This is a genomic window from Francisella salina (assembly GCF_000219045.1).
In the GTDB taxonomy this organism is placed as follows: domain Bacteria; phylum Pseudomonadota; class Gammaproteobacteria; order Francisellales; family Francisellaceae; genus Francisella; species Francisella salimarina.
This window is the reverse complement of record NC_015696.1, coordinates 681,737-705,135: the sequence shown is the minus strand read 5'-3', so window position 1 is coordinate 705,135 and position 23,399 is coordinate 681,737. Positions and strand designations below refer to the sequence as shown.

Sequence of the window (23,399 nt, the reverse complement as noted above, 5' to 3'; positions counted from 1 at the left end):
CATTATTTTCTAAACTTATACAAAAACCATCCTACAAATATAAAAATCATTGGCCCTAAAATTAGTTCTGATTCATATATTGCAATCTCATAAGCATCAGTCATATCGCTTGGAGGTTGAAAGCTAAATATTATACCTAATGATGTCGATACAAAAACTAGTACTGCAAACAGATATTTTATCTTATGATTCATAAGCTTGATATAAGCGATTACAAGATATAAATAAGGGATAAAATAAAGTACAGTTGCCATGAGAATCAAGATTTGATACATCGCATCAACTGATGGCAACAAGTTTGTAAATACGACTATAAAGGTGACCAACACTCCCATAAATATCAAAGCATTTCTTGGAGAATCGTGCTTGTTAGTTTTATGCAACCAGTCCGGCAAAATTCCTTTAGGAGTACATTTAAAAAACATAATAACAGGTGCTAATAACCAAATACTAACTGCGGCAAATTCAGCAAATGTTAATAAAAATGCCATGAGTTTAGGAAACCATGCCCAATGAAATTGATGGCCTATAATCTCAAATGCAGTCATCAAACCAGATGCTTTACCGATATCATCAGGTGATGCTACCAGATTCAGAGCTACGGTACCTAGTATATATAGTCCAAGTAATATAAAAGCAGATAAAATCAAGCCATAATAGAGATTTTTCTTAGCATCTCTAACAGAGTTGGCAAAAGTAGGAATTATCTCGATACCCGCCATAGCAAACATAATAATAGTCAAAGTAGAAAGATTGTCCCACGAGCTACCATGAGGAGCTATATTAGCCATAGAAAAATCAGTAGCACTATGCCCTACGGCTATATATGCTGCCACCCCTAAAATGATTATCACAATAGCAGGTATAAATGAGCCTAAAATACCTCCAATATCTACTAGATATTTATTTGCCTTTAGACCATAAAAGCTAATTACCGTAATCAACCAAAAAGCGATTAATACCACCACAGTAATATAATAATGATTCTCGACCAACTCAGGCTTACCTATAAAGTAAGCAAAATTTGTAGCCAAGAATATTAGAACTGCTGGATAGTAAAATATTGTATTAATCCAATAAAGCCATGCAACCATAAAGCCTGATTTTTCACCCAAAGCTCTAGTAGTCCAAGCATACATACCGCCCTCATCAGGATACTTACGTGACAATTGTGTAGCTATAACAACCAATGGTAGGAAAAATACTAAAGCTCCAAGTATCCAAAAGAATATTGCAGATACCCCCAAGCCTGCGGCAACAGGTATCCAACGAATACCAAAGTTAGCAGTGACTGCCATTATAGTTACATCTTTTAATCCAAGAACTTTATTATCTGTTGAGATTGAACCCATAAAATATATTACTCGCTAATAATTCATAGAATGATTATATACATCATAATTAAGAATAAATATTCTAGAAGCTTATTTTTTAATGATGAATTTAATTTTTAGATAAAAGATATATGAGAATTTGAAATGTAGTCTTTAGATGATATCAAAAACATATCCAACAAGAGATACTTTTGGATATTAAGACTTTATTACATCATGCCTGGCATACCGCCCATACCACCACCCATAGGAGGCATAGCTGGAGCATCTTCTTTGATCTCACCAACCATAGCTTCTGTTGTGATCATTAGACCAGCAATTGAAGCAGCATGTTGTAGAGCTGAACGAGTAACCTTAGTAGGATCTAAGATACCCATTTCAACCATATCACCATAAGTATCATTAGCTGCATTATAGCCATGGCTTCCTTCTTTAGCTTTAACTTCGTTTACAACTACAGAAGCTTCGCCACCAGCATTTTGTACAATTTGTCTTAGAGGCGCTTCGATTGCTTTTCTAAGTAAAGCAATACCATGGTTTTGATCATCATTATCACCAGTCAAGCCATCAAGAGCTTTTTGCGCTCTAATAAGTGCAACACCGCCGCCAGCGACGATACCTTCTTCTACAGCTGCACGAGTAGCATGTAAAGCATCATCAACACGGTCTTTCTTCTCTTTCATCTCAGCTTCTGTAATAGCACCAACTCTAATTACAGCAACACCACCAGATAGCTTAGCTAATCTTTCTTGTAGCTTCTCTTTATCATAGTCAGAAGTAGCTTCTGCAACATTTGCTTTGATTTGAGAAACTCTATTTGCAATAGCATCTTTATCTCCAGCACCATCAATGATTGTAGTATCATCTTTAGTTACTTGTACTCTATTTGCAGTACCTAAGTGCTCCATATTAGCTTCTTCTAGCTTCATGCCAAGCTCTTCAGATATAACTGTAGCACCTGTTAAGATTGCAATGTCTTCTAACATAGCTTTTCTTCTATCACCAAAGCCAGGAGCCTTAACTGCACATACTTTAACTACACCACGCATATTGTTAACAACTAAAGTAGCTAAAGCTTCGCTCTCAACATCTTCAGCGATGATCAATAGAGCTTTACCAGACTTAGAAACACCTTCTAATACAGGAAGTAACTCACGGATGTTAGAGATTTTCTTATCAACTAGTAGTATATATGGGCTCTCTAGATCAGTAGTCATGTTCTCTTGGTTTGTCGCGAAATATGGAGATAAATAGCCTCTATCAAACTGCATACCTTCAACGACATCAAGTTCATCTTCAAAACCTTTTCCTTCTTCTACAGTGATCACACCTTCTTTGCCAACTTTTGCCATAGCTTCAGCGATAAGCTTACCTACAGTAGAGTCAGAGTTAGCAGAGATTGTGCCTACTTGCTCGATTGACTTAGAGTCAGAACACGGCTTAGAAAGTACCTTTAGCTCTTCTACTAGTTTAGCAGCAGCCTTATCAATACCTCTTTTTAGATCCATAGGATTCATACCTGCAGCAACAGCTTTTAGACCTTCTGTAAGTAACGCTTGAGCTAATACAGTGGCAGTAGTAGTACCATCACCCGCCACATCAGCAGTTTTAGATGCTACTTCTTTAACAATCTGAGCACCCATATTCTCAAATTTATCTTCTAGTTCGATTTCTTTAGCAACAGATACACCATCTTTAGTAATTGCTGGAGCACCATATGATTTGTCTAATACGACATTACGACCTTTAGGACCTAAAGTAACTTTTACAGCATTAGCTAAAGTGTTAACACCATCTAGCATTTTTGCACGAGCGTCATCTGAAAATAAAACTTCTTTTGCAGCCATTTTTATTTCTCCTTTGAAATTTCTAAGATTCTTTTTAATTATCCGATAATACCCATAATGTCGTCTTCTCTCATCATAAGAAGAGTCTCATCATTTACTTTTACCTCACTACCTGAGTATTTACCAAATAGTACTTTATCGCCTACTTTCACATCCATAGGTTGAGTAGAACCATTGTCTAATTTCTTACCATTCCCAACAGCTACAACTTCACCCTCACTTGGCTTTTCTTGAGCACTACCAGTTAAGATAATTCCACCTGCAGACTTTGTTTCTTCTTCTGCACGACGTACTAATACTCTGTCTTGTAATGGACGAATGTTCATAACAATCTTACTCCTTTGTTAATTATTGCTATTTTGTGTTTTCAAAAATTTTTTAATTTTTGTGCAGCTTAGAAATTTTCCTATTCTAAGTTCTTGCATGACTAGATATTGAGCCAAAAAAGTCATTTTCAAGATTTTTTTGTATTTTTTTTTGTTAGAATCTCCTTGATAAAAATCAAATACACCAAAAAGATGAAGAAAATAGTACTGACCATATTCCTTATTACTATTACAACAAGTATTTTTGCTTTAGATATCCAAAGTAAAGAAATAATGATAAACAAAAATAAGGTTCATTATTATCAAGTTAACAATTCCAAGAGCGACTTAAATCTTATTATGTTAACTGGTATTGGTACTACTGCTAACTTTTGGCCAAAAGATTTTATAGATATACTCTCGCAAAAGTATAACTTATATATTCTTGATTATCGTGGTATAAATACAAGTCAAGATAATTCAAATGTAAACTATTCCATCTATGATCTAGCAAATGATACTAACTCCTTCATCAAGAAACTAAATTTGAAAAATACGTATCTATTAGGTTGGTCAATGGGAACTACAATTGCCCTACAAACAGCTTTTGATAAAAATAAATCATTTAAAAAAATCTTTTTAATATCTCCACCTTTGCCAACAAATGCTAATGACAACTCTACAAAGTTTAAAAAAACTCCTAAATTCAATAGTAATGACGATATCTATAATTATGTATTTAACAATAATTTATATAAATACTCTCCTAAAGATCTAACCACTGAAAAATCTAGATTCATAAACTCTGATATAAGCACTTTATTTCCTACTCCAGAAGTTTATGCGAAACAGAAAATAGCTCGAAACGAATGGGTTTCAAATAAGGATGCTATTAATAATTTTGTTAATATTGATATACCTACTGTAATATTCTTATCAAATAATGATCAAATAGAGCATATTGATAGTATTCAAAAAACCATATCTTTAGTAAAAAATAAATCTATAGTAAGTACAATTTATCTAAATAAATCCGGACATGCTATTGATTGGGATCAATCTCTCAAATTAGCAAATATCATAAATAACTTAGCATAATTAAACATATAGTATTAACAACAAAACATGAGGTATAACTTTGAACAATAAAAGTATGAGCTTCACTGCCCGTTTAGTTCACACAATAGGCTTTGAATTTTTTGGAATAGTGATTTTCACCCCATTTGCCATGTTTGTCCTACACAAAGATATGTTTCATATCGCAGGACTAGCTATCATAGTATCAATAATAGCCATGCTATGGAATCTTGTATATAACTATATTTTTGACATCGTCGAGAATAAAACAGGCGGGTGTCGCTCAAAAAGAGGAGTTATTATAAGAGTGTTGCATGCCATTCTCTTTGAAGCTGGTCTTTTAATTGTTACTATCCCTCTTGTTGCATATATGCTAGATATGGGGCTAATAGAAGCAGTTATTGTTGATATTGGCTTTGTTATTTTTTATCTTGTATATGCTTTTGTGTATAATTATATTTTTGATAAGATTTACTTCGGTTTTATACATAATTAGATATAGCACCCATAGCTTAACTGGATAGAGCGTCGCCCTCCGGAGGCGGATGCGGGGGTTCGAGTCCCTCTGGGTGTGCCAAATCAAGACAACAATTTGAGTTATACGCTACACAATCCTACTTAAAACATATATTACTACTAAAATTTCAGCACAAATAATAATTACTACTCTTATAAAAACTTTTGAGATGGAAATAGTGGTAGCACCTAAGTAATAATCAAAAAATATTGAAAAAAAATGGGATATGAATTACAATTCACCGATACTGATAATAATTATCATTTATGGAATAGGTAAATGTCAAAATATAAGACTAATACTAAATATTTAATCAAAGGATACCTCCAAAGTTGTCCAGTCGCCTATAAAAACAGACTTTTATCCTTAGGCTTATTGCCTGGTAAAACTCTAGAAATAAAACGTAAAGCTATTTTTGGTGGTCCATGCCAAGTCAGTGTAAGAAATGCTGATATTTCCATACGTGTAAAAGAACTAGACCTATTAGATCTAGAGGAGATCAAATCATGAGATATGCCTTAGTTGGTAATCCAAACTGTGGTAAAACAACAATCTTCAATGTACTGACAGGACTTAATCAAAAGGTAGGTAACTGGTCTGGCGTTACAGTAGATAAAAAAGTTGGTTATTTTAAAGTTGATGATCAACAAGTTGAAATAGTTGATATACCCGGTATATACAGCCTATCAGCATCCGATAGTAGCTCTATTGATGAACAAATAGCTTTCAACTATGTTATACAAGAAAAACCGGATGCAATAATAAATGTTTTAGATGCATCTAATCTTGAAAGAAGTATGTATCTAACCATACAACTACTAGAGTTAAATGTTCCAATAATACTAGCTGTAAACATGGTGGATGTCGCTAATAAAAGTGGAACTATAATTGATTTTGACAAATTATCTAAACTCTTAGGAATAAATGTTTTTCCAGTAATTGGTTCAAAAGGTGTTGGAATAAATGAACTTAAAAACGCTCTCACTAAACCACAGTCGGCCTCACACTATGACTTAAAATCTCACTATCCTAAAGAGATATTGAGATTAGATAATCAACTTCAAGAACTACGTCAATCAGATACAGCAAACTTATGGCTAGCTGGAGAGCTTTATGAGGGTCGAACTATCCAACTTGAACAGGATAATCAAGATATTGATATTGAAGCACTACTTTCAGAGCACTCAGAATTAATAGCTAAATCTGGACACAAAATACCAGAAACTCGCTATGGCATAGTAGATGATATCCTTAAAAACACGGTTAGCTATACAGCTTCAAAATCCAGTAGAAGCATAACACAAGTATTGGACTCTGTATGTATGAACCGTTTTTTAGGGATACCTGTGTTCCTAATGATGATGTACCTAATGTTCTTTTTCTCAATAACATTTGGTTCTGCAGTACAGCCTTTGTTTGATGATTTTACAGCTTCAGTATTTATTGATGGTGTTGCATATTACTCGAATATGATTGGTCTACCTGAACAATTGACTATGATATTATCCCAAGGCTTTGGTACAGGTATTAACACAGTACTTGCATTCATCCCTCAAATTGGCTTCCTATTTATATTCTTATCTCTACTTGAAGACTCTGGATATATGTCAAGAGCCGCTTTTGTCATTGATAGATTTATGCAATCTATAGGACTTTCTGGTAAAGCTTTTGTACCTATGATTGTTGGCTTTGGATGCAATGTTGCTTCAATTATGGCCTCAAGAACTCTAGAAACTCGAGAAGATCGTTTAATGACAATCATGATGTCACCATTTATGTCATGTGGCGCTAGGCTTGCTATCTTCTCAGTATTTGCAACAGCATTTTTTCCTGACCACGGTGCTTCAGTAATATTTTTACTTTATTTACTAGGAATTATTGCAGCAATTTTGACAGGATATGTTATTAAATTTACATTCCTAAAAAATGAAGCAACTCCTTTTGTATTAGATATACCAAAATATCACTTACCTCACCTTAGTACAATTATGCTCTACAGTTGGAATCGTCTAAAATCATTTCTACTTAAAGCAGGTAAAGTTATAGTACCAATAGCAGTTATCATCGGAAGCCTAAATAGCATCAATGTAACTAAAAACGAATCTGCTCTTAGCTATGCAGGTAAAGAGATAACTCCAATATTTGCACCTATGGGAGTTAATAATGATAACTGGCAAGCTACTGTTGGTTTAATGACTGGGGTGCTTGCAAAAGAGGTTGTTGTAGGTACTTTAAATACTCTTTATACACAAGATGATAGTCAGGGTATTCCAGATAGTTACAGTATTACAGATAACTTTAAAGACGCTATATATAGTACTTGGGATAACCTTTTCAATATGGATCTTAACCCAATCACAAGTAACGAGGCAGATGCTAACATGAGTAGCTCTGCTATGGGCAATATGACAAGTAAATTTAGCTCTGGTCTAGCTGCATTTTCATACTTACTATTCGTACTATTATATATACCTTGTATATCTGTAATTGGTGCCACAGTTAGAGAATCTACCAGAGGATGGGCTATTTTATCTATTATATGGAGCTCAGCAATGGCATATACTTCTGCAGTTGTGGTATATCAGCTAGGCAATATACTTAATACACCAGTTAAATCTATCGTGTATACAGCAATTGCGATAGTTGGGTTAGGTATTGTAATTGCCATAATGAGATATTTATCAACCAGAATCAAATTTGTTGCAAACTTAACTGGCTGCTCAAGTTGTCAGGTCAGAAAATAAAAATATCTCATCCTTCTGAGTATTTATCTTGTACATAAACTATGACTAAAATTGCGATGAAAGTATCTAATAATAATTAATAGTGCTAAAATTCACATGTAAATCTAAGTTTAAGGCTTGCATGCTCAATAATAATTTAAAGGCTACGGTTGCAATAATTGGCGCTGGTCCATCCGGCTCGGTTGCAGCAGCAATACTAGTCAAAAAAGGTTATGATGTAATTATCATTGAAAGACAAATATTCCCAAGATTTTCAATAGGTGAAAGTCTCTTACCTCAATCAATGCAGTATTTTGAAGAAGCTGATATGCTTGATGTAATTAAACAACAAGCAATATTTCAGCATAAAAATGGAGCTGCTTTCAATAATAATATTGACTCTATTTCTATAAATTTTAATCAAAAATTCACGGCAGGTTATGGTGATACTTTTCAGGTTAAGCGAGGGATCTTCGACAAAGCTTTAGCTGATAAGGCTCAAGGTCTAGGTACAAAAATATTTTATAATACTGAAGTTACCCATGTAGCTGAAGAAAAAGATAGTATCACTCTGACTGTCAGAAATCTTGAAACTCAAAAACAATATGAATTAGAAGCTGATTTTGTACTTGATGCTAGTGGTTTTGGAAGGGTGCTACCAAAATTACTTAATCTTGAGAAACCCTCTAACTTTCCAATACGACAATCATATTTTTGTCATATAGAGGATAATATTGTTGCTGGAAGTTTTGATCGCGATAAAATTCTTATAAGCGTTCATCCAGAACATAGAGATATTTGGTACTGGCTAATACCTTTTGCTGATGGAACATCATCCATTGGAGTAGTTGCAAAGCCAGAGAACTTCATTGATAACAATACCAATATGCAGAATCTAGATTGCTTTATAAAGCAAATGCCATATTTAGCAAACTTAACATCCGCCTCAATACTTAGATCTGATGTTCAAACTATCAAAGGTTACTCATCAAATGTTTCTAAACTTTATGGCGAAAGATTTGCATTGCTTGGTAATGCCGCTGAATTTTTAGACCCTGTATTTTCATCAGGTATAACCATTGCTGTTAAATCCGCATCCTTAGCAGCAAATGCTCTTGATAGACATCTAAGGGGTATAGATGTAGATTGGCAAAAAGAGTTTGTTGATGAGTTATATATAGGTATAAATACTTTTAGAGAATTTGTTAGCGCTTGGTATGAAGGTAGCTTGCAGGATATAATATTTCATAAAAATAGCACCGAAAACATAAAAGAACAAATCGTATCAATCTTAGCGGGATATGCTTGGGATAAAAATAACCCCTTTGTGAAAAATCCTAGACAAGGAATTAAAGCATTATCAAGGTTATGCTGTTAAAATACTATTTGATAACAACTCCTTTTAATGCAACTCCAGACATTAAAAGACCATCACCACAAACATAAGTATCTTTACTTGATGTAGGATTATTTTTCCAATTAGATTCGATATCTGCAACGCCTTTGCCACCTGCAGCTTGTGATTGCTCTTTTAGATCAATTAATGCTGAATAAAAAGCCCAATTACAAGACTTCTGATAGTTTTTAAAGACACCATTAGTCCTTTTACTAGTATATACTGTTCCTCCAGCTGAGTAATCAAATGGCTTTGAATCTTTACCAAAATAAAACTTAAAATCTCCAAGTTTATTTTTGACTTTCTCAGGCATTACTTCCATAGCATTCTTGATACTCACATCATGAATATCATCCGAAGCATAAACAGATAAAGGTAAAACAAAACAGCCTGCAGCAACTAATGTAAGCAATATTTTTTTCATACTCTACTTCCTATAAGTCTAAAAAAATGTGTTAAATTCATTTTTAATATCATATCAATTTTGTGACTAAAGTATAATCTTTATTCTAAAATTTTTTGAAAATCAAAGATGTATTAACCCCACCAAAAGCAAAGTTATTAGTCATCACATACTCAGTCTCTATATTTTGTTTATCTACAAGATAGTCTAAGCTATCACACCTTGGATCTACATTTTGTAAATTCACATTTGGGATAAATACACCTCTATTCATCATCTCTATAGTTAGCCATGCTTCAAGCGAGCCACTAGCACCTAACGTATGACCAAAATAGCCCTTTAATGAACTGATGCTAATATCCCTACCAAAAACTTCACGCGTAGCAATACTCTCAGCTATATCTCCAACCTCTGTTGATGTACCATGAGCATTAACATAGCCAATCATATCTGGTGTTATCTGTGCATCTTCTAAAGCAAGTTTAAGAGCAATCTGCATTTTTTCGGCTGTTGGTTGTGTAACGTGCTCAGCATCACAATTTGTGCCATAACCTACAACCTCCGCATAAATTTTTGCTCCACGCTGTTGAGCATGCTCTAATGACTCTAATATCAAAGTAGCACTTCCCTCTCCTATAACTAAGCCATCTCTATCTCGATCAAAAGGTTTAGGTGCAAGACTTGGCGTATCATTCATCTGACTTGTCGCGAATAATGTGTCAAATATTGCAACCTGACTTACACAAAGCTCTTCTGCGCCACCAGCAACCATCACATCCTGCATACCATATTTAATAACTTCATAAGCATATCCTATAGCTTGACTACTTGAGGTACATGCACTAGATGTCGGAATCAATCTACCAGTCAACCCAAAAAACAAAGCTACATTAACTGCACAAGTATGACTCATACCTTTGATATAAGTTGTTGCATTAACATTGCCAATTTTTTTGTCAGTAAGAATCATCAAAAGATCAGCTAATGGTTGTGGACTGCCAGAGCATGATCCATAAGCAACACCTGTTCTACCACTAGTTAATATATCTGTCTTATCAAGTAAACCAGCATCCGCTAATGCTTGCGAGGTTGCTACGGTTGCTAACTTTGACACCATACCCATACCACGTATTTTTTTACGAGGATAATTTGGCATTTTAAAATCTGTTACAGGAGCAGCAAGTTTAGTGTTAAGACCTTGAATATCATCCCAAGGCATTCTCTTAGTTGCAACTTTTCCAGCTAATAGTGACTCAAAAATAGTATCAGCATCACTACCAAGAGCTGTAACGCCTGACATACCAGTAACAACAACTCTATGCATTAAGCAAGTCCTCCATTAATAGAAATTACTTGTCTTGTTATATAAGCTGCAGCATCCGACATTAGATACTCTGCTAAGCTTGCTACCTCATCCACACTACCTGCCCTTTTCATTGGTATGTGCTTAATAATCTCATCATAATGCTCAATATCATCAGTCATTTCTGTATCTATCAAACCTGGTGCTATGCAATTAACTGTAATTTTTCTTTTTGCTAACTCTACAGCCAAAGCTTTTGTAGCTCCAATAATACCAGCTTTTGCAGCACTATAGTTGACCTGCCCTCTATTACCTACGATACCAGATACAGAAGCCATAGTAATAATCCTGCCACCTTTTCTAAGCTGTATCATTGGCATAATACTAGGCTTTAAAACATTATAAAAACCATCCAAATTAGTATCTATAACTCTTGACCAATCATCTTTTGTCATTGCTGGAAATGCAGTATCCCTACAAAGACCGGCATTATTAATCACTCCATAAAATGCACCATGATTTTCGATATACTCGCCAATAGCTTGTTCTGTCTGCTGATTATTAGAGATATCAAAACTTATAATATCCGCTTGAAAACCCTTATCAATAATACTATCACGAACGTTTTCAGCACCAACTTTGTCTGTATTATAGTGTATAGTTATATGCCTATTTTCAGCCGCAAGTTTCAGCGCTATAGCCCTACCGATTCCTTTACTCGCACCTGTGACTAATATTCTTTTCATATTTTATATTTCTCTACTAATAACTTTTTTTACATCTTCAAAACTTTGTGGCTGATAGGCATTGATCGTAAGTGATGCAACTTCTTGTTGATCCAATACTACTTTGCAACTAAATACCCCTGTCCCTTTATCAAGAATAATACATTCAGCAAATATATCTAAAACACTACCAGTTTTATATCTTTTAACATCTGTCTTGTAACCTCTCACACTGAGTAAAAATGCTACTGGAGGTTCATTGGTACTAGCGTCAGATGTAGCAAACTTACTAACTCTACCATAGGAAGCAGCCGTTTGAGCCATGATTTCAACCGCTACCCAGTGTGGTATACCATCTAATTGCTTATCGAAAAATATATTGCCATCAGTCACAATAGTTCTACAATGCACTGTATTGTCTTCAAAAGCGATAAACTCATCAACGAGTCTCATAGGTGGTTCATGCGGTATCAAATCGCCAATATTATGCATCTATTTCTTTCCTATAATTACACTTACGTTATTACCGCCAAAAGCAAACGAGTTACTCATGAAATTTGGCTTGTGGTATCGAATATCACTAGTTATTATACCAATATCAGAAATAATATCCTTATCTGAATCGTATTGCATTGGTAGTTTTTTGTTAGGATTGTAATTATCTGATAATAATAGCCAACACATCCCTACCTCTGTAGCTGCCGCTGCACCTAGTGTGTGGCCTGTCAAAGATTTAGTAGAGCTACACGCAACAGGTGCTTTGAATATATCCCTTACTGCATTACTTTCCATATTATCATTTAGTATGGTTGCTGTACCATGCAAATTTAAATAACCGATATCATCAGGAGCTAGACTTGCAGAGCTCAATGCCTGTATCATAGCTAATTTAGCACCTTCACCACTAGGATCTGGAGCTGTAATATGATAACCATCTGATGATTCCCCAACACCTAAAAGTACTATTTCTGAGCAATCTCTAGACATAATAAATGCTGCAGCGCCTTCACCGATATTTATACCGTCTCTTTGATTATGAAAGGGTAAACATAAGTTTTGAGATATCGCATCTAAACAATCAAAGCCATTTAATGTTAATTCACAAAGAGTATCGCAACCGACAACAATAACTGCATCACACAAATTCTGTTTTAATAATCTAGCAGCTGAGGCAAATGCTTTACCACTTGATGAACAAGCTGTTGATATAGTATAAGCAATATTCTCAAGATTATAATACTCCCTCAAAAATTCACTAAGACCTGCGGTTTCTTCTTGCTTGTAGCTAAATTCTTTGGGGAATTGACCTGATATAAACTTTTTAGTTAAAGCTCGTTCACCATTATCTATACCTGATGTACTAGTACCGCAAACCACAGCCACTCTATCAGCTCCATATTTATCTATAACTCGACTTATATCATGATTTATTTGCATACAGGCATGAAGAGCCATTTGGTTATTACGACAATCAAATTCTTTTAATCGGTGAGGAATTTCTGGAAGTATATTATCATTTACTTGCCCTACCATTGTCTTGCGACCCGACAATAGATTCTTATCAGTTACCAAGCCAGTTTGATTACTAAGCAATGATTGCAAAACAGCTTGTTTAGAATCACCTAAACAATTGATTATACCTAGTGAATTCAGATAAATTTCATTGCCACTCATATTCTGTATAATTTTGAATAACTTCCTATAAGTATAAATACAATTACGATTAGTTTAAATACAATTAAGTGTATATTAACTGTATTTAATACTTAAAAAGCTTATAGAGATACATTTTTTTACTTCAATATGATAGATTTTAATCAAAATAACTTAAAAGATACTTAATGAAGTTTTATATAGATTCAGTTCTAGCCATAGCTCAAGGAAAGAATGATATCTCTGATTTTAAAGATATATCATACCTTGAAATGATAAAACAGGACATCAACATTGATACTAGCCTCATAGCTGCAGGGATGAGAAGAAGATGTAGTAAATCTAGCAAAATCGCTCTTTCAGTATCCATACCTCAACTCCATAAATATAAAATAGATGCCGTAGTATTTGCATCTCAACATGGTGAACTAGCGAATACACTATCTATATTCAAAGATATTTCTAATCAAGAAATCCTTTCACCAAACGCATTTTCTCAATCTGTGCATAATGCTCCTTCTGGACTTCTATCAATCCAACAAAAACTAAAAATACCTTTTAATTCAATAGCTGCTAGTTCTGATACTTTTGAAATGGGTTTAATTGACGCTATCACACAGTTACAAGACTATGATAATGTTTTGTTTACTTGTTATGATGATAATGTGCCGGAAATCTTCGATGAACTTAATATCTCAGATAATTTTGCTTATGGAATTAGTTTTGTCATATCAAGAGAACCACTATCACAGTCAAGTATGGGCTTAAAATTAGAGATTAATAACAACAAAACATTATTACAAAAATTTAATCGACTCCCATCTGCAATTATTTTCGCAAACTGGTATGCTTGTAATGAACTTAATCCATTATTTTTGAAGAGTATATCTATAGAGAAGATGTAATTATGTATAAATACTTAAATAGGTTTTATCGCAGAATTGCTACAGGAACATGTTTCTTTTTATTTAGCTTTTTTGGAGCTATATTAGGCTATATATACTTCCCTCTAGTTAGAATATTTATAAAAGATAAAAGTGCTCGCACAGTACATGCTCAACACACTATAAACATTGGTTTTAAGATTTTTATTGGAATTATTCATCATTTTAGAATTATTCGATTTGAATTTGAAGGTATTGAAAAACTATATCAAGATAGAGGTTGTATTTTTATAGCTAATCACCCTACTTTAATCGACTATGTTGCAATAGTGTCTAGACTCAAGCTTTGCGATAATATTGTCAAACAAAGTTTATGGGAAAACCCATATTATAAGCATGTAATAGAAACAGCTGGATATATCCCAAATATCAATCCTGACCAAACATTCTCACGCTTAAATGAAATATTTGCAGAAGGTAGAAATTTGTTAATGTTCCCAGAAGGTACTAGAACTAGCCCTAACCAATTACCAAAACTAAAACGAGGTGCTGCACAACTAGCAATTAGAACAAATGCTCCTATAAGAATGATACATATTTCATGCTCTCCCGTTACTTTGACAAAAAATACCAAATGGTATAACATTGCCGAAACAACGCCATTGTTTAGAGTAGTTGTAGGAGACAAGGTCAGTCCTCAAGATTTTATTGATGAGGCAGATGGGATACCATCTCTAGCTGCTCGTAGGCTAACTAAATTTTTACAGTATAACCTCTCTACTAAATTAGATTTTTTATAAAATAGGTACTTTAAAACATGCAACAAGAAATAAAAGAAATGATCATCGAGGTCTTAAATCTTGAAGATATTACAGCTGATGAAATAGATGCTGATGAAGCACTTTTTGGAGAGGGTTTAGGACTAGATTCAATAGACGCTTTAGAGATAGGGGTTGCGTTAAAAAAACGCTATAATATAAGTCTTGAAGTTGCTGATGAAGATGTCAAAAAACACTTTGAATCAGTGGCATCTTTGGCTAAATTTGTAGAAGAAAATAAATCTTAAGGATATACTGATGAGCTTTTCTAAAGAACAAATTTTCGCACAATTACAGGATATTCTTAATAATCTTTTTGAAATAGATAAGGATGATGTCACTCTAGATTCAACACTATACGAAGATCTTGATTTAGATAGTATTGATGCTGTTGATTTAGTAGTACAACTGCAAAACTTCACAGGTCGCAAGTTTAAACCCGAGGAATTTAAATCTGTTCGTACTGTTGGGGATGTTGTTGATACTATAATTGCAGCTCTAGCACAAGACTAAATACACACTTAATGAAATCTCTACTTAAATTCTTTATATTGATAATTATTATACTATATCCATTTATAGTCTATATTGGCCTAAATTCACTCTCGATAAAGTATCTTGGCTTAATTGTCGTCTTAATATTTATACTAAGATTACTAATTTTAAAAAAAGATCCTAGCATCACTTGGAAACTTATTACTATTGTAGGGATACTTCTTGCAGGTATAGCCATCATTGTAGATAATATCACCGTTATGCTACTATACCCTGTCTTTGTAAGTATTAGCCTCTTCTGTGTTTTTTGTTATTCATTATTCCAAGACAAAAGTTTGATTTCCAAACTTGCAATTCGTATGAGCAAAGAGCCTCTACCTGACTATGCAATAAAATACACATGGTATGTAACATTAGCTTGGTGTGTGTTTTTTGCTATAAATGCCAGTATTTCAACATATACTGTTATATTAGGTTCGATACAATTTTGGACACTTTATAACGGTTTTATCAGTTATATCCTTATAGGATTAATGATGCTGAGTGAGATTATAATTAGAATTGTTGTTAGGAGATATTTTGAAAAGCACGCTTAAATCAATACTAGAGTTTTATGCACAAAACCCTTCTGAAATCATATTTATCAAAGATTCAAATAATATTATCGCAAAAGAGTTTTTAAATGATATAAAAACTTTAGCTAATCATCTTGATATCATTCTAAGCAATAGTTGCAAAGTTGCATTATCAGTTGATGATATGTACTTATTTTGTTGCACATGGATAGCATGTCAGTTTTTAGGTAAAACTACTATAATGATACCAAATGACAAACCTGGCACAATTGCCAAGCTTGCAAAATATTACGACTCTTTAATAACTGATAATGATCTTGATTTATCAGCAAAAATCATCAATGAATATACATTAAAAGATTGTGAAACTATATTTTTCACATCTGGATCTACTGGTGAATATAAAAGCTATAGCAAAGCCATAGACAATCTTGAACAAGAGTCTTTCGCGATCAACAGTGTCATACAAAGCTTTAATCTTAAGAATATCAATGTGCTTACAACAGTATCACATCAGCACCTGTATGGCTTTAGCTGGGCTATAGTATGGCCACTGCTATACCAAAAAATCATTCACACAGAAAGGCTATTTGTACCCGAACTTATCCACAAAAAGCTACTTCAAGATAATAATATTTTGATAACAACACCTGTAATTATTTCTCACCTTGATGGTAGTATCAGTAGTCCTATCACTAACTCTTTGCTCATTTCATCAGCTAGTGCATTAAGTGCCGATATCGCGACTAAATTTCGAAATAGTTACAACATCCCTATTCTTGAAGCTTATGGCAGTAGTGAAACTGGAATTATTGCGTATAGACAACAGTTAATTGATAAACTATGGAAGCCTTTTGATAATGTTTGTATTACTACAAAGTCTGATCAACTAGTTGTTAGATCTCCTTTTTTTAAGCAAGAAAAACAACTAATGGCAGATATCGTTGCATTATACAACGATAAATTTGAACTAAAAGGTAGAGTCGATAAGATTGTCAAAATTGCTGGTAATCGTTTATCAATATCACAAATGCAAAATATATTAATTGATTATGACTTAATACAAGATTGTGTATGTATCAAACGTCAAAGCTATCGTGAATACATAGCAGCAATAATATGTCTAAATCAAGCTGGACAAGACTTATTACAAAATTTTGGTAAACAAAATTTAATTAAACAAATAAAGAGCTATCTATTAAACTATTACTCAAATGTAGTTATACCTAAACAATGGCGCTTTGTAACTGAAATACCGACTAACTCTCAAGGAAAAAGAACTCTAGAACTATTAGTTGAATTATTAGATGATAATTAAATAGGTTAGAGCTTATAAGTTTGATAAGATTTAAGCTTATTAAGGAGACTTTATTTAAAATTTATGGCGAAATAAACTATGAACAAACATCTTAAGATAAATAATATACAAAATATTGATGATTGCTGTGTTTTAGTATCGGCGCAAGTACTCCACGAGTGTGATTTTTTTAAAGGTCACTTTCAAGAGCAGGCCATTTTACCGGGTATTGCTCAAGTTGATTTTGTCATAAACTTGGCAAGCCAGATATTCGATATTAATAAACTCTCTTTTGGTAATATTCCACAAGTAAAATTCAAAAAAGTTATATTACCTAATGATGATATAGAAATAAAAATCACAAATAACAACAATACAATTACTTTTGAAATTTCTGTCAATAATCAAGTAGCATCTCAGGGTAAAATAAAATATGAGTAGTAGTGATTGTAGTTTATGTATTGTAGTACCAATCTATAACCATGGAAAGCAACTACGTAACACCATTAAGAATATTGCTAGATATGACTTACCTATCATACTTATAAATGATGGTAGCCAAGATAACACTAAACAAATCATGAGAGAAGTTGCTGGTGAATTTAATAATATTGTTTTGACAGAATCACTTGATAAAAATCAAGGTAAAGGTGTTGCTGTAAGTTATGGTGCCAATTTAGCTTTTAAAATGGGTTATACACATATGCTTCAAATAGATGCTGATGGTCAGCATGATTCGACCGATATCCCTAAATTTATACAAGCAATGCAGCAAAACCCTCATGCACTAATATCTGGTATGCCTATCTATGATGATAGTATTCCCAAAAGTAGACTTCATGGTAGAAAAATTACAAATTTTTGGGTAGCAATAGAAACTCTATCGTTTGATCTCGAAGAATCAATGTGTGGTTTTCGTATATATCCACTAGAGGCTTATACAAAGCTTATGCAGAAAAAAACTTTCTCAGTGAAGATGGATTTCGATATAGATGTAATCGTGAGAATGTACTGGCTAGGTCTTCCTATAGTCTATATAAATACCAAAGTAATTTACCCTCAAGATGGTTACTCCAATTTCAGAATGTTTCGAGATAACGTCAGAATATCTTGGACTCATACAAAATTAGTTACTGGTATGATTATTAGATTACCATTACTATTATGGAGAAAAATCAGGTGAAACATTGGACTAAGATAAAAGAAGCCGGTGGTCTATTCGGGCTTAGAACTACTTTTATTTTATTTCGTTTGTTAGGTCGTAAACTCACCTACTCAATCATGTCAGTAGTTATGATCTATTATTTTTTATTGTACAAAAGTGCACGTAACTATTCTTTTAAATATATTAAACACCTCGATAAAAATATTAAAACTTCAAAATTATGGTTTTATAGCTTTAAACATTTTTTAGCATTTGGTGAGATGGTTATAGACAAAATAGCTGTTTGGAGTAATAAGATCACTATAGATAATGTAGACTTCTCATTACAAGATCGCAAAATCATGAACCAAGCTATCAAATCACAAAAAGGTGGTGTTATTTTTACGGCTCATCTTGGTAATCTTGATGTTGCAAGATCTCTAGCAGACTTTGATAGTAGTATGAAGATAAATGCTCTAGTATTTAGCAAGCAAGCTCCTACATTTAACAAACTTTTGACAAAGATTAATCCTAAATACTCGATCAATATGATATGTATACAAGATGTTACTCCAGATCTAGCAATCGAGTTATATGAGCGTGTTGCTAATGGTGAATTTATCGTTATACCCGCAGATAGGACTTCTGTAACTAAACCAGAGAGAAATCTTAGATTATCATTTTTAGATGATATGGCATTTTTCCCACAAGGTGCATTTATATTAGCAAGCATTCTAAAATGCCCAACATACTTTATGCTATGTCCAAAAAAAGATCGTAATGACTTTGACTTTATTTTCAGAGAGTTTGATCAAAATAGCATTATTTTAAATAGAAAAACAAAACAACAAGACTTAGAAAAATATGTACAAAAATATGCCAAAATGCTTGAATCATATTGTAAAAAGTATCCAAAACAATGGTTTAATTTTTTTGATTTTTGGCATCAAGGAGAATAAGTAAATGCTTAAAGATAGTTTATTTACCCATGTTTACAAAATGACTATCCCATTTTTTGATGTTGATATGCTCGAAATTGTTTGGCATGGTAATTATATCAAGTACTTTGAAATGGCTAGATGCAGTATGCTCAAAGAAATTGGCTATGATTATATAGCTATGAAGAAAGATGGCTTCGCTTGGCCTATAGTTGATATAAAAGCCAAATTTATTAAATCTGCAAGATTTGGACAAGATATTGATATTTATTGTGATCTAATAGAGTTCGAGAACCGATTAAAAATAAACTATACTATCTTAGATAGCTTAACTAAAATAAAGTTATGTCAAGGTTATACTACACAGCTTGCTGTTGATATTAACAAGAAAGAAACTTGTTTCGTAACACCTCACCAATGGCAACAAAAAATAAAAGAGATTATTAGAAGATGAAGAAACTATTTACTTTAATTAGCATTTTTTTAACTATTGTGGCTCCTTTGTATGCTTCAGACCTTACAAATAATTCAGACTTCCAAGCAGTTGAAAAGCAATTAACCAAAGATACTAATATCTCGGGTAAATTTATACAAATCCGACAAATTGCAGGTTTAAACTCAAGTTTAAAATCTTCAGGAACATTTAAACTAACTACTGATGGATCTCTGCTATGGCAACAGCTACAACCGATCAAAACCACAATGCAAATGTCTAAAAATAAGCTCACACAAACTATTATGGATAATCCTCCTACGGTTCTAACACGCGAAGACCAACCTGTAGTGTTCACATTCACAAGTGTTTTTATGTCTGTATTTAAAGGTGATACAAAAACCATATCAGAATTTTTTAATATTAATTTTGAGGGTAATACTCAAAACTGGACTATCACCCTCACACCGAAATCTAGCCCTCTTAATAAAGCTATAAAAGAGATAACTCTAAAAGGTAATAGATATATTACAAATATTGACGTCGCTGATACCCAAGATAATATAATCAAAATAAAACTTTTTGATATTATAACAAACTAAATATTATGATTAATAAATATCTTATCCGTCTTATTATTTGGAGTGTCATTGTTCTAAGTAGCATAACCCTATTTATAGCCATCATTACAAAAGGACTAAACTTAAATACAAACATTCTATCTTTGTTACCAAACCAAGAGACCTCGCCTGAACTTACCTCAGCATCAAATAAGTTTTCTGACCGTATAAGTAATGATGTTGTATTTTTAATAAGTTCTAAAGATCAAACTAAAGCTACAAATGCTGCAGCAAAGTTTAGCCATTTACTAGAACAAAGTAATAACTTCACAACGGTAAATACTGGAATAAACCAAGACCAGCAATTATCTTGGGCAAAATTTTATTTCCCATACAGACTACAATTACTTAACGATAAAGACCAACAACTATTAGTTGATAAAAACTACGAAAGACTATACCAAAATGCTCTAGCAAATATATATAACCCAACAGGAGTGGTTAATCGTAACTTACTTAATAATGATCCTTTCTTTACATATCAAAACTTTCTTTTAAACTTACCTAAACCAAGCTCCAACCTTAAGCTTAGAAATGGCTTTCTAGTAGCCGAAAAAAACAATACTTATTATGTTCTTATTAAAGCCGAAATTAAAGGACAAAGCTTTTCATTAACTACTCAAACTGAAATTATCAAAAGCATTAATAATGCTATCAAACAGATTAAATCAAATGACATTAATATTCTAAAAACTGGAATGCTCTTTTATGCAAATGCTGGAGCCGAAGATGCTCATCATGAGATAAATACTATTGGTATTGGCTCTATGATAGGCGTCTTGATTTTGATAATTCTAACATTTAGATCAATTATTCCACTTTTTTTTACACTATTTTCAATACTTTGTGGATTTATTGCTGCGTTTGTTGTTACACACTATATATTTGGTAGTGTCTTCTTATTTACGTTAGTTTTCGGTGCAAGTTTGATTGGTATATCTGTCGACTATGCTTTCTTTTACTATTCTGAAAAGCTTTTAGCTGATGCTAATTGGACTCCAAAAACAGGACTAAATCGTATTTTCAAAGGCATAACATTAGGACTTTTAAATGTTGTTATAGCTTTTTTAGTCATAGCAATTGCACCTTTTCCTGGACTACATCAACTAGCCGTTTTTGGTATCGTTGGCTTAGCTGTGTCATACCTAACAGTGATATGCTTTTTCCCATATATTATCAATATCAAATCAAAAAGCCATAAGAGTATTCCTCTATTAAGGCTTACGGATAAATATGTAAATCTGTGGAAAAATATTAGTACAAAAAAAATTATTCTGATCTTACTAGCTCTAGTGATAATAATTATTGCGGGAATATATAAAATAAAACCTAATGATGATATTCATATATTACAATCAACTCCTAAAGAGCTCAAGGATGAAGAACAACAGCTTAAAAACATAATTGGCAGTGATATAGGTCTCAGCTATATTATCGTATTAGCTAAAAATGATAATACCCTTCTGTCAAAAGCTAATCATGTAACAAGCATTATTCGTAGTAACTTTGCTAATATTAAAAATCCATTAATTAGCATAAGTGACTATGTACCAGGCTTAGAGCAGCAGCAACAAAACTATAATCTTATACAAAACTTTATTAATACCAAATATCCACAAGAGTACCTTAAACAAATAGGTTTCTCAGAGGCTCAACAAGTAAAAGTAATAGATGAAATTAAAAATACAAAATTTAAGCCTCTGGAACTATCTGCATGGTTAGACAAACCTGTTTCAGCACAGATGAGATTTTTGTGGTTAGGAGACCAACCAAATGATTATAAAGCTGTGGCAATAGCACTTTCAAAAGATATTGATATTGCTAAACTACAAAGTTTGCTTAGCTCTATCGATAATGTTTATATTGTTGATAAAGTAAGTCAGATAAGTGATATTTTTGGTCATTATCGCAATATGATTTCTTACATAATGGCAATTGTATTTGTCTTGCTATGCTTGGGATTAACTGTTAGATATTCTTTTAGAAAGTCTATAGTTTATATTGTAGTACCATTATTATCATGTCTAATATCTATAGCATTTCTTGGATTACTAAATATTCCTCTGACATTATTTAGCATCCTTGCGATAATACTTGTTTTAGGAATAAGTATGGATTATGTTTTATTCTTAGCTGAGAGCCATAATAGATTCAGTAGTACTATGCTAGCATTAGCACTATCAGCTATTACTACTATACTATCATTTGGGCTTTTAGCATTAAGTAATACTCCAGCTATTGAATATTTTGGTCTAACTGTACTAATAGGTATTTCGGTAGCATTTTTATTAGCTCCTATAGCAATTAAGGTACAAGGTTATGAAAAGTAAAATTCTTTCAACTATTTTTATACTTATCTTTTTAAGCGGTTGCTCATTGTTGCAAACAAAACAGCAAATCGATGTAAAGGTAGCTATAACACCAGATACAACTGTAACACTACCCCAACCACAACAACTAGGTATTGATAAAACAATATCGCAAATAGTCTCTGCTACTTATTATAATAAAGATGGCAAACAAAAAAATCTAACAACAAATATGATTATTGAAGCCAACTCAAAACATATCATAATGGTAGCATTATCAGCTTGGGGTGGATCTTTATTTAAGCTTGACTATAATGGTAAAGATATCCAAAGTAGTAGCCTGCCAATGCCAAACCAAAATATTGGTGTTAAACAAAGCCTCACAGAGTTTATTATAAGCCAGGCACCTATCAATATTGTCAAAGAGATGTTTGCTAATACAAATATTAGCGTATCAGAAAAAGCAAATGAAAGGATTTTAACTTCTAAAGATGGCAAAAAAATTCTGACAATAAAATACAGTGATAATAATAAAATAACTATTCGCAACTATCACTACAACTATACTATTAATATAACAAATCTAAATTAATGGTTCTTGAC

The 23,399-nt window shown here is 32.9% G+C and carries 26 protein-coding genes and 1 tRNA gene; 19 read left to right on the top strand and 8 right to left on the bottom strand.

All coding sequences use genetic code 11. From position 1 onward, the window contains the following. Positions 1-2: 2 nt before the first annotated feature. The 3 genes from F7308_RS03500 to F7308_RS03490 form a co-directional block, all read right to left on the bottom strand. Positions 3-1,352, bottom strand: coding sequence for an APC family permease (locus F7308_RS03500; protein WP_013922467.1), 1,350 nt, complete (start codon positions 1,350-1,352; stop codon positions 3-5). Positions 1,353-1,543: 191 nt separating this feature from the next. Further along, the gene (groL, locus tag F7308_RS03495; protein ID WP_013922466.1) at positions 1,544-3,181 is read right to left on the bottom strand and encodes a chaperonin GroEL; all 1,638 of its coding nucleotides are present in this window, start codon (positions 3,179-3,181) and stop codon (positions 1,544-1,546) included. A gap of 38 nt (positions 3,182-3,219) precedes the next feature. Beyond that, entirely contained in the window at positions 3,220-3,507 is a 288-nt protein-coding gene (locus tag F7308_RS03490) for a co-chaperone GroES (protein WP_013922465.1), read from the bottom strand. A 192-nt stretch (positions 3,508-3,699) separates the two neighbouring features. Between F7308_RS03490 and F7308_RS03485 the strand changes: the two genes are divergently transcribed. From F7308_RS03485 to F7308_RS03460, 6 genes are all read left to right on the top strand, one after another. Next, the gene (locus F7308_RS03485; RefSeq protein WP_041263639.1) at positions 3,700-4,584 is read left to right on the top strand and encodes an alpha/beta fold hydrolase; all 885 of its coding nucleotides are present in this window, start codon (positions 3,700-3,702) and stop codon (positions 4,582-4,584) included. A gap of 40 nt (positions 4,585-4,624) precedes the next feature. After that, positions 4,625-5,059, top strand: coding sequence for a PACE efflux transporter (locus F7308_RS03480; RefSeq protein WP_041263637.1), 435 nt, complete (start codon positions 4,625-4,627; stop codon positions 5,057-5,059). A 5-nt stretch (positions 5,060-5,064) separates the two neighbouring features. Further along, positions 5,065-5,140: transfer RNA gene (locus F7308_RS03475), tRNA-Arg, on the top strand. Positions 5,141-5,359: 219 nt separating this feature from the next. Next, positions 5,360-5,590 carry a FeoA domain-containing protein gene (locus F7308_RS03470; protein ID WP_041263635.1) on the top strand — a complete coding sequence of 77 codons (231 nt, stop codon included), beginning with the start codon at positions 5,360-5,362 and terminating at the stop codon, positions 5,588-5,590. Beyond that, positions 5,587-7,824 carry a Fe(2+) transporter permease subunit FeoB gene (gene feoB / locus F7308_RS03465; RefSeq protein ID WP_013922461.1) on the top strand — a complete coding sequence of 746 codons (2,238 nt, stop codon included), beginning with the start codon at positions 5,587-5,589 and terminating at the stop codon, positions 7,822-7,824. The genes F7308_RS03470 and feoB overlap by 4 nt, the downstream gene beginning before the upstream one ends. 121 nt (positions 7,825-7,945) lie before the next feature. Next, the gene (locus F7308_RS03460) at positions 7,946-9,181 is read left to right on the top strand and encodes an NAD(P)/FAD-dependent oxidoreductase (RefSeq protein ID WP_013922460.1); all 1,236 of its coding nucleotides are present in this window, start codon (positions 7,946-7,948) and stop codon (positions 9,179-9,181) included. A gap of 4 nt (positions 9,182-9,185) precedes the next feature. Here the strand turns inward: F7308_RS03460 and F7308_RS03455 are convergent, their stop codons facing one another. The 5 genes from F7308_RS03455 to F7308_RS03435 all read right to left on the bottom strand — a co-directional run bounded on the left by F7308_RS03455 (position 9,186) and on the right by F7308_RS03435 (position 13,304). After that, positions 9,186-9,623 carry a hypothetical protein gene (locus F7308_RS03455; protein ID WP_013922459.1) on the bottom strand — a complete coding sequence of 146 codons (438 nt, stop codon included), beginning with the start codon at positions 9,621-9,623 and terminating at the stop codon, positions 9,186-9,188. An 85-nt stretch (positions 9,624-9,708) separates the two neighbouring features. Continuing rightward, positions 9,709-10,926 (bottom strand): beta-ketoacyl-ACP synthase, encoded by a 1,218-nt coding sequence (locus F7308_RS03450; RefSeq protein ID WP_013922458.1) that lies wholly within the window; start codon positions 10,924-10,926, stop codon positions 9,709-9,711. After that, positions 10,926-11,651 carry a 3-oxoacyl-ACP reductase FabG gene (fabG, locus tag F7308_RS03445; protein WP_013922457.1) on the bottom strand — a complete coding sequence of 242 codons (726 nt, stop codon included), beginning with the start codon at positions 11,649-11,651 and terminating at the stop codon, positions 10,926-10,928. Before fabG ends, F7308_RS03450 begins: the two co-directional genes overlap by 1 nt. 3 nt (positions 11,652-11,654) lie before the next feature. After that, a complete protein-coding gene (locus F7308_RS03440) occupies positions 11,655-12,122 on the bottom strand; it encodes an ApeP family dehydratase (protein ID WP_013922456.1) in 468 nt (155 codons plus the stop codon). Beyond that, positions 12,123-13,304, bottom strand: a complete 1,182-nt coding sequence (locus F7308_RS03435) for a beta-ketoacyl-ACP synthase (RefSeq protein WP_041263633.1) — start codon at positions 13,302-13,304, stop codon at positions 12,123-12,125. Between the two features lie 167 nt (positions 13,305-13,471). On the opposite strand from F7308_RS03435, the gene F7308_RS03430 reads away from it, so the two are divergent. The 13 genes from F7308_RS03430 (at position 13,472) to F7308_RS03370 (ending at position 23,388) form a co-directional block, all read left to right on the top strand. Further along, positions 13,472-14,188: a beta-ketoacyl synthase chain length factor gene (locus tag F7308_RS03430; protein ID WP_013922454.1), complete on the top strand. Its 717-nt coding sequence runs from the start codon at positions 13,472-13,474 to the stop codon at positions 14,186-14,188. A 2-nt stretch (positions 14,189-14,190) separates the two neighbouring features. Beyond that, the gene (locus tag F7308_RS03425; RefSeq protein ID WP_013922453.1) at positions 14,191-14,967 is read left to right on the top strand and encodes a lysophospholipid acyltransferase family protein; all 777 of its coding nucleotides are present in this window, start codon (positions 14,191-14,193) and stop codon (positions 14,965-14,967) included. Between the two features lie 17 nt (positions 14,968-14,984). After that, entirely contained in the window at positions 14,985-15,233 is a 249-nt protein-coding gene (locus F7308_RS03420; RefSeq protein WP_013922452.1) for a phosphopantetheine-binding protein, read from the top strand. Positions 15,234-15,243: 10 nt separating this feature from the next. After that, the gene (locus F7308_RS03415; RefSeq protein ID WP_012280472.1) at positions 15,244-15,498 is read left to right on the top strand and encodes an acyl carrier protein; all 255 of its coding nucleotides are present in this window, start codon (positions 15,244-15,246) and stop codon (positions 15,496-15,498) included. Between the two features lie 11 nt (positions 15,499-15,509). Continuing rightward, positions 15,510-16,076: a COG4648 family protein gene (locus F7308_RS03410; RefSeq protein ID WP_013922451.1), complete on the top strand. Its 567-nt coding sequence runs from the start codon at positions 15,510-15,512 to the stop codon at positions 16,074-16,076. After that, the gene (locus tag F7308_RS03405; RefSeq protein ID WP_013922450.1) at positions 16,060-17,373 is read left to right on the top strand and encodes an AMP-binding protein; all 1,314 of its coding nucleotides are present in this window, start codon (positions 16,060-16,062) and stop codon (positions 17,371-17,373) included. The genes F7308_RS03410 and F7308_RS03405 overlap by 17 nt, the downstream gene beginning before the upstream one ends. 78 nt (positions 17,374-17,451) lie before the next feature. Further along, complete coding sequence (locus tag F7308_RS03400) at positions 17,452-17,793, top strand: ApeI family dehydratase (protein WP_013922449.1); 342 nt, start codon at positions 17,452-17,454, stop codon at positions 17,791-17,793. After that, positions 17,786-18,535, top strand: coding sequence for a glycosyltransferase family 2 protein (locus F7308_RS03395; protein ID WP_013922448.1), 750 nt, complete (start codon positions 17,786-17,788; stop codon positions 18,533-18,535). Before F7308_RS03400 ends, F7308_RS03395 begins: the two co-directional genes overlap by 8 nt. Beyond that, positions 18,532-19,455 (top strand): LpxL/LpxP family acyltransferase, encoded by a 924-nt coding sequence (locus F7308_RS03390; protein WP_232215356.1) that lies wholly within the window; start codon positions 18,532-18,534, stop codon positions 19,453-19,455. The genes F7308_RS03395 and F7308_RS03390 overlap by 4 nt, the downstream gene beginning before the upstream one ends. Positions 19,456-19,459: 4 nt before the next feature. Continuing rightward, positions 19,460-19,888, top strand: a complete 429-nt coding sequence (locus F7308_RS03385) for an acyl-CoA thioesterase (protein WP_013922446.1) — start codon at positions 19,460-19,462, stop codon at positions 19,886-19,888. Then, complete coding sequence (locus F7308_RS03380) at positions 19,885-20,469, top strand: LolA family protein (protein ID WP_013922445.1); 585 nt, start codon at positions 19,885-19,887, stop codon at positions 20,467-20,469. Before F7308_RS03385 ends, F7308_RS03380 begins: the two co-directional genes overlap by 4 nt. Positions 20,470-20,474: 5 nt before the next feature. Then, complete coding sequence (locus tag F7308_RS03375; protein WP_013922444.1) at positions 20,475-22,817, top strand: MMPL family transporter; 2,343 nt, start codon at positions 20,475-20,477, stop codon at positions 22,815-22,817. Beyond that, entirely contained in the window at positions 22,807-23,388 is a 582-nt protein-coding gene (locus F7308_RS03370; protein ID WP_013922443.1) for a DUF3261 domain-containing protein, read from the top strand. The genes F7308_RS03375 and F7308_RS03370 overlap by 11 nt, the downstream gene beginning before the upstream one ends. Positions 23,389-23,399 lie beyond the last annotated feature (11 nt).

Bases quoted from the DNA above. Each gene is read 5' to 3' on its own strand.
- F7308_RS03400 (WP_013922449.1), top strand. From the start codon at position 17,452: ATGAACAAACATCTTAAGATAAATAATATACAAAATATTGATGATTGC.
- F7308_RS03440 (WP_013922456.1), bottom strand. From the start codon at position 12,122: ATGCATAATATTGGCGATTTGATACCGCATGAACCACCTATGAGACTC.
- F7308_RS03410 (WP_013922451.1), top strand. From the start codon at position 15,510: ATGAAATCTCTACTTAAATTCTTTATATTGATAATTATTATACTATAT.
- F7308_RS03460 (WP_013922460.1), top strand. From the start codon at position 7,946: ATGCTCAATAATAATTTAAAGGCTACGGTTGCAATAATTGGCGCTGGT.
- F7308_RS03435 (WP_041263633.1), bottom strand. From the start codon at position 13,304: ATGAGTGGCAATGAAATTTATCTGAATTCACTAGGTATAATCAATTGT.
- F7308_RS03415 (WP_012280472.1), top strand. From the start codon at position 15,244: ATGAGCTTTTCTAAAGAACAAATTTTCGCACAATTACAGGATATTCTT.
- F7308_RS03425 (WP_013922453.1), top strand. From the start codon at position 14,191: ATGTATAAATACTTAAATAGGTTTTATCGCAGAATTGCTACAGGAACA.
- F7308_RS03385 (WP_013922446.1), top strand. From the start codon at position 19,460: ATGCTTAAAGATAGTTTATTTACCCATGTTTACAAAATGACTATCCCA.
- F7308_RS03430 (WP_013922454.1), top strand. From the start codon at position 13,472: ATGAAGTTTTATATAGATTCAGTTCTAGCCATAGCTCAAGGAAAGAAT.
- F7308_RS03500 (WP_013922467.1), bottom strand. From the start codon at position 1,352: ATGGGTTCAATCTCAACAGATAATAAAGTTCTTGGATTAAAAGATGTA.
- F7308_RS03375 (WP_013922444.1), top strand. From the start codon at position 20,475: ATGATTAATAAATATCTTATCCGTCTTATTATTTGGAGTGTCATTGTT.
- F7308_RS03470 (WP_041263635.1), top strand. From the start codon at position 5,360: ATGTCAAAATATAAGACTAATACTAAATATTTAATCAAAGGATACCTC.
- F7308_RS03380 (WP_013922445.1), top strand. From the start codon at position 19,885: ATGAAGAAACTATTTACTTTAATTAGCATTTTTTTAACTATTGTGGCT.
- F7308_RS03455 (WP_013922459.1), bottom strand. From the start codon at position 9,623: ATGAAAAAAATATTGCTTACATTAGTTGCTGCAGGCTGTTTTGTTTTA.
- fabG (WP_013922457.1), bottom strand. From the start codon at position 11,651: ATGAAAAGAATATTAGTCACAGGTGCGAGTAAAGGAATCGGTAGGGCT.
- F7308_RS03485 (WP_041263639.1), top strand. From the start codon at position 3,700: ATGAAGAAAATAGTACTGACCATATTCCTTATTACTATTACAACAAGT.
- groL (WP_013922466.1), bottom strand. From the start codon at position 3,181: ATGGCTGCAAAAGAAGTTTTATTTTCAGATGACGCTCGTGCAAAAATG.
- F7308_RS03490 (WP_013922465.1), bottom strand. From the start codon at position 3,507: ATGAACATTCGTCCATTACAAGACAGAGTATTAGTACGTCGTGCAGAA.
- F7308_RS03420 (WP_013922452.1), top strand. From the start codon at position 14,985: ATGCAACAAGAAATAAAAGAAATGATCATCGAGGTCTTAAATCTTGAA.
- F7308_RS03450 (WP_013922458.1), bottom strand. From the start codon at position 10,926: ATGCATAGAGTTGTTGTTACTGGTATGTCAGGCGTTACAGCTCTTGGT.
- F7308_RS03395 (WP_013922448.1), top strand. From the start codon at position 17,786: ATGAGTAGTAGTGATTGTAGTTTATGTATTGTAGTACCAATCTATAAC.
- F7308_RS03370 (WP_013922443.1), top strand. From the start codon at position 22,807: ATGAAAAGTAAAATTCTTTCAACTATTTTTATACTTATCTTTTTAAGC.
- feoB (WP_013922461.1), top strand. From the start codon at position 5,587: ATGAGATATGCCTTAGTTGGTAATCCAAACTGTGGTAAAACAACAATC.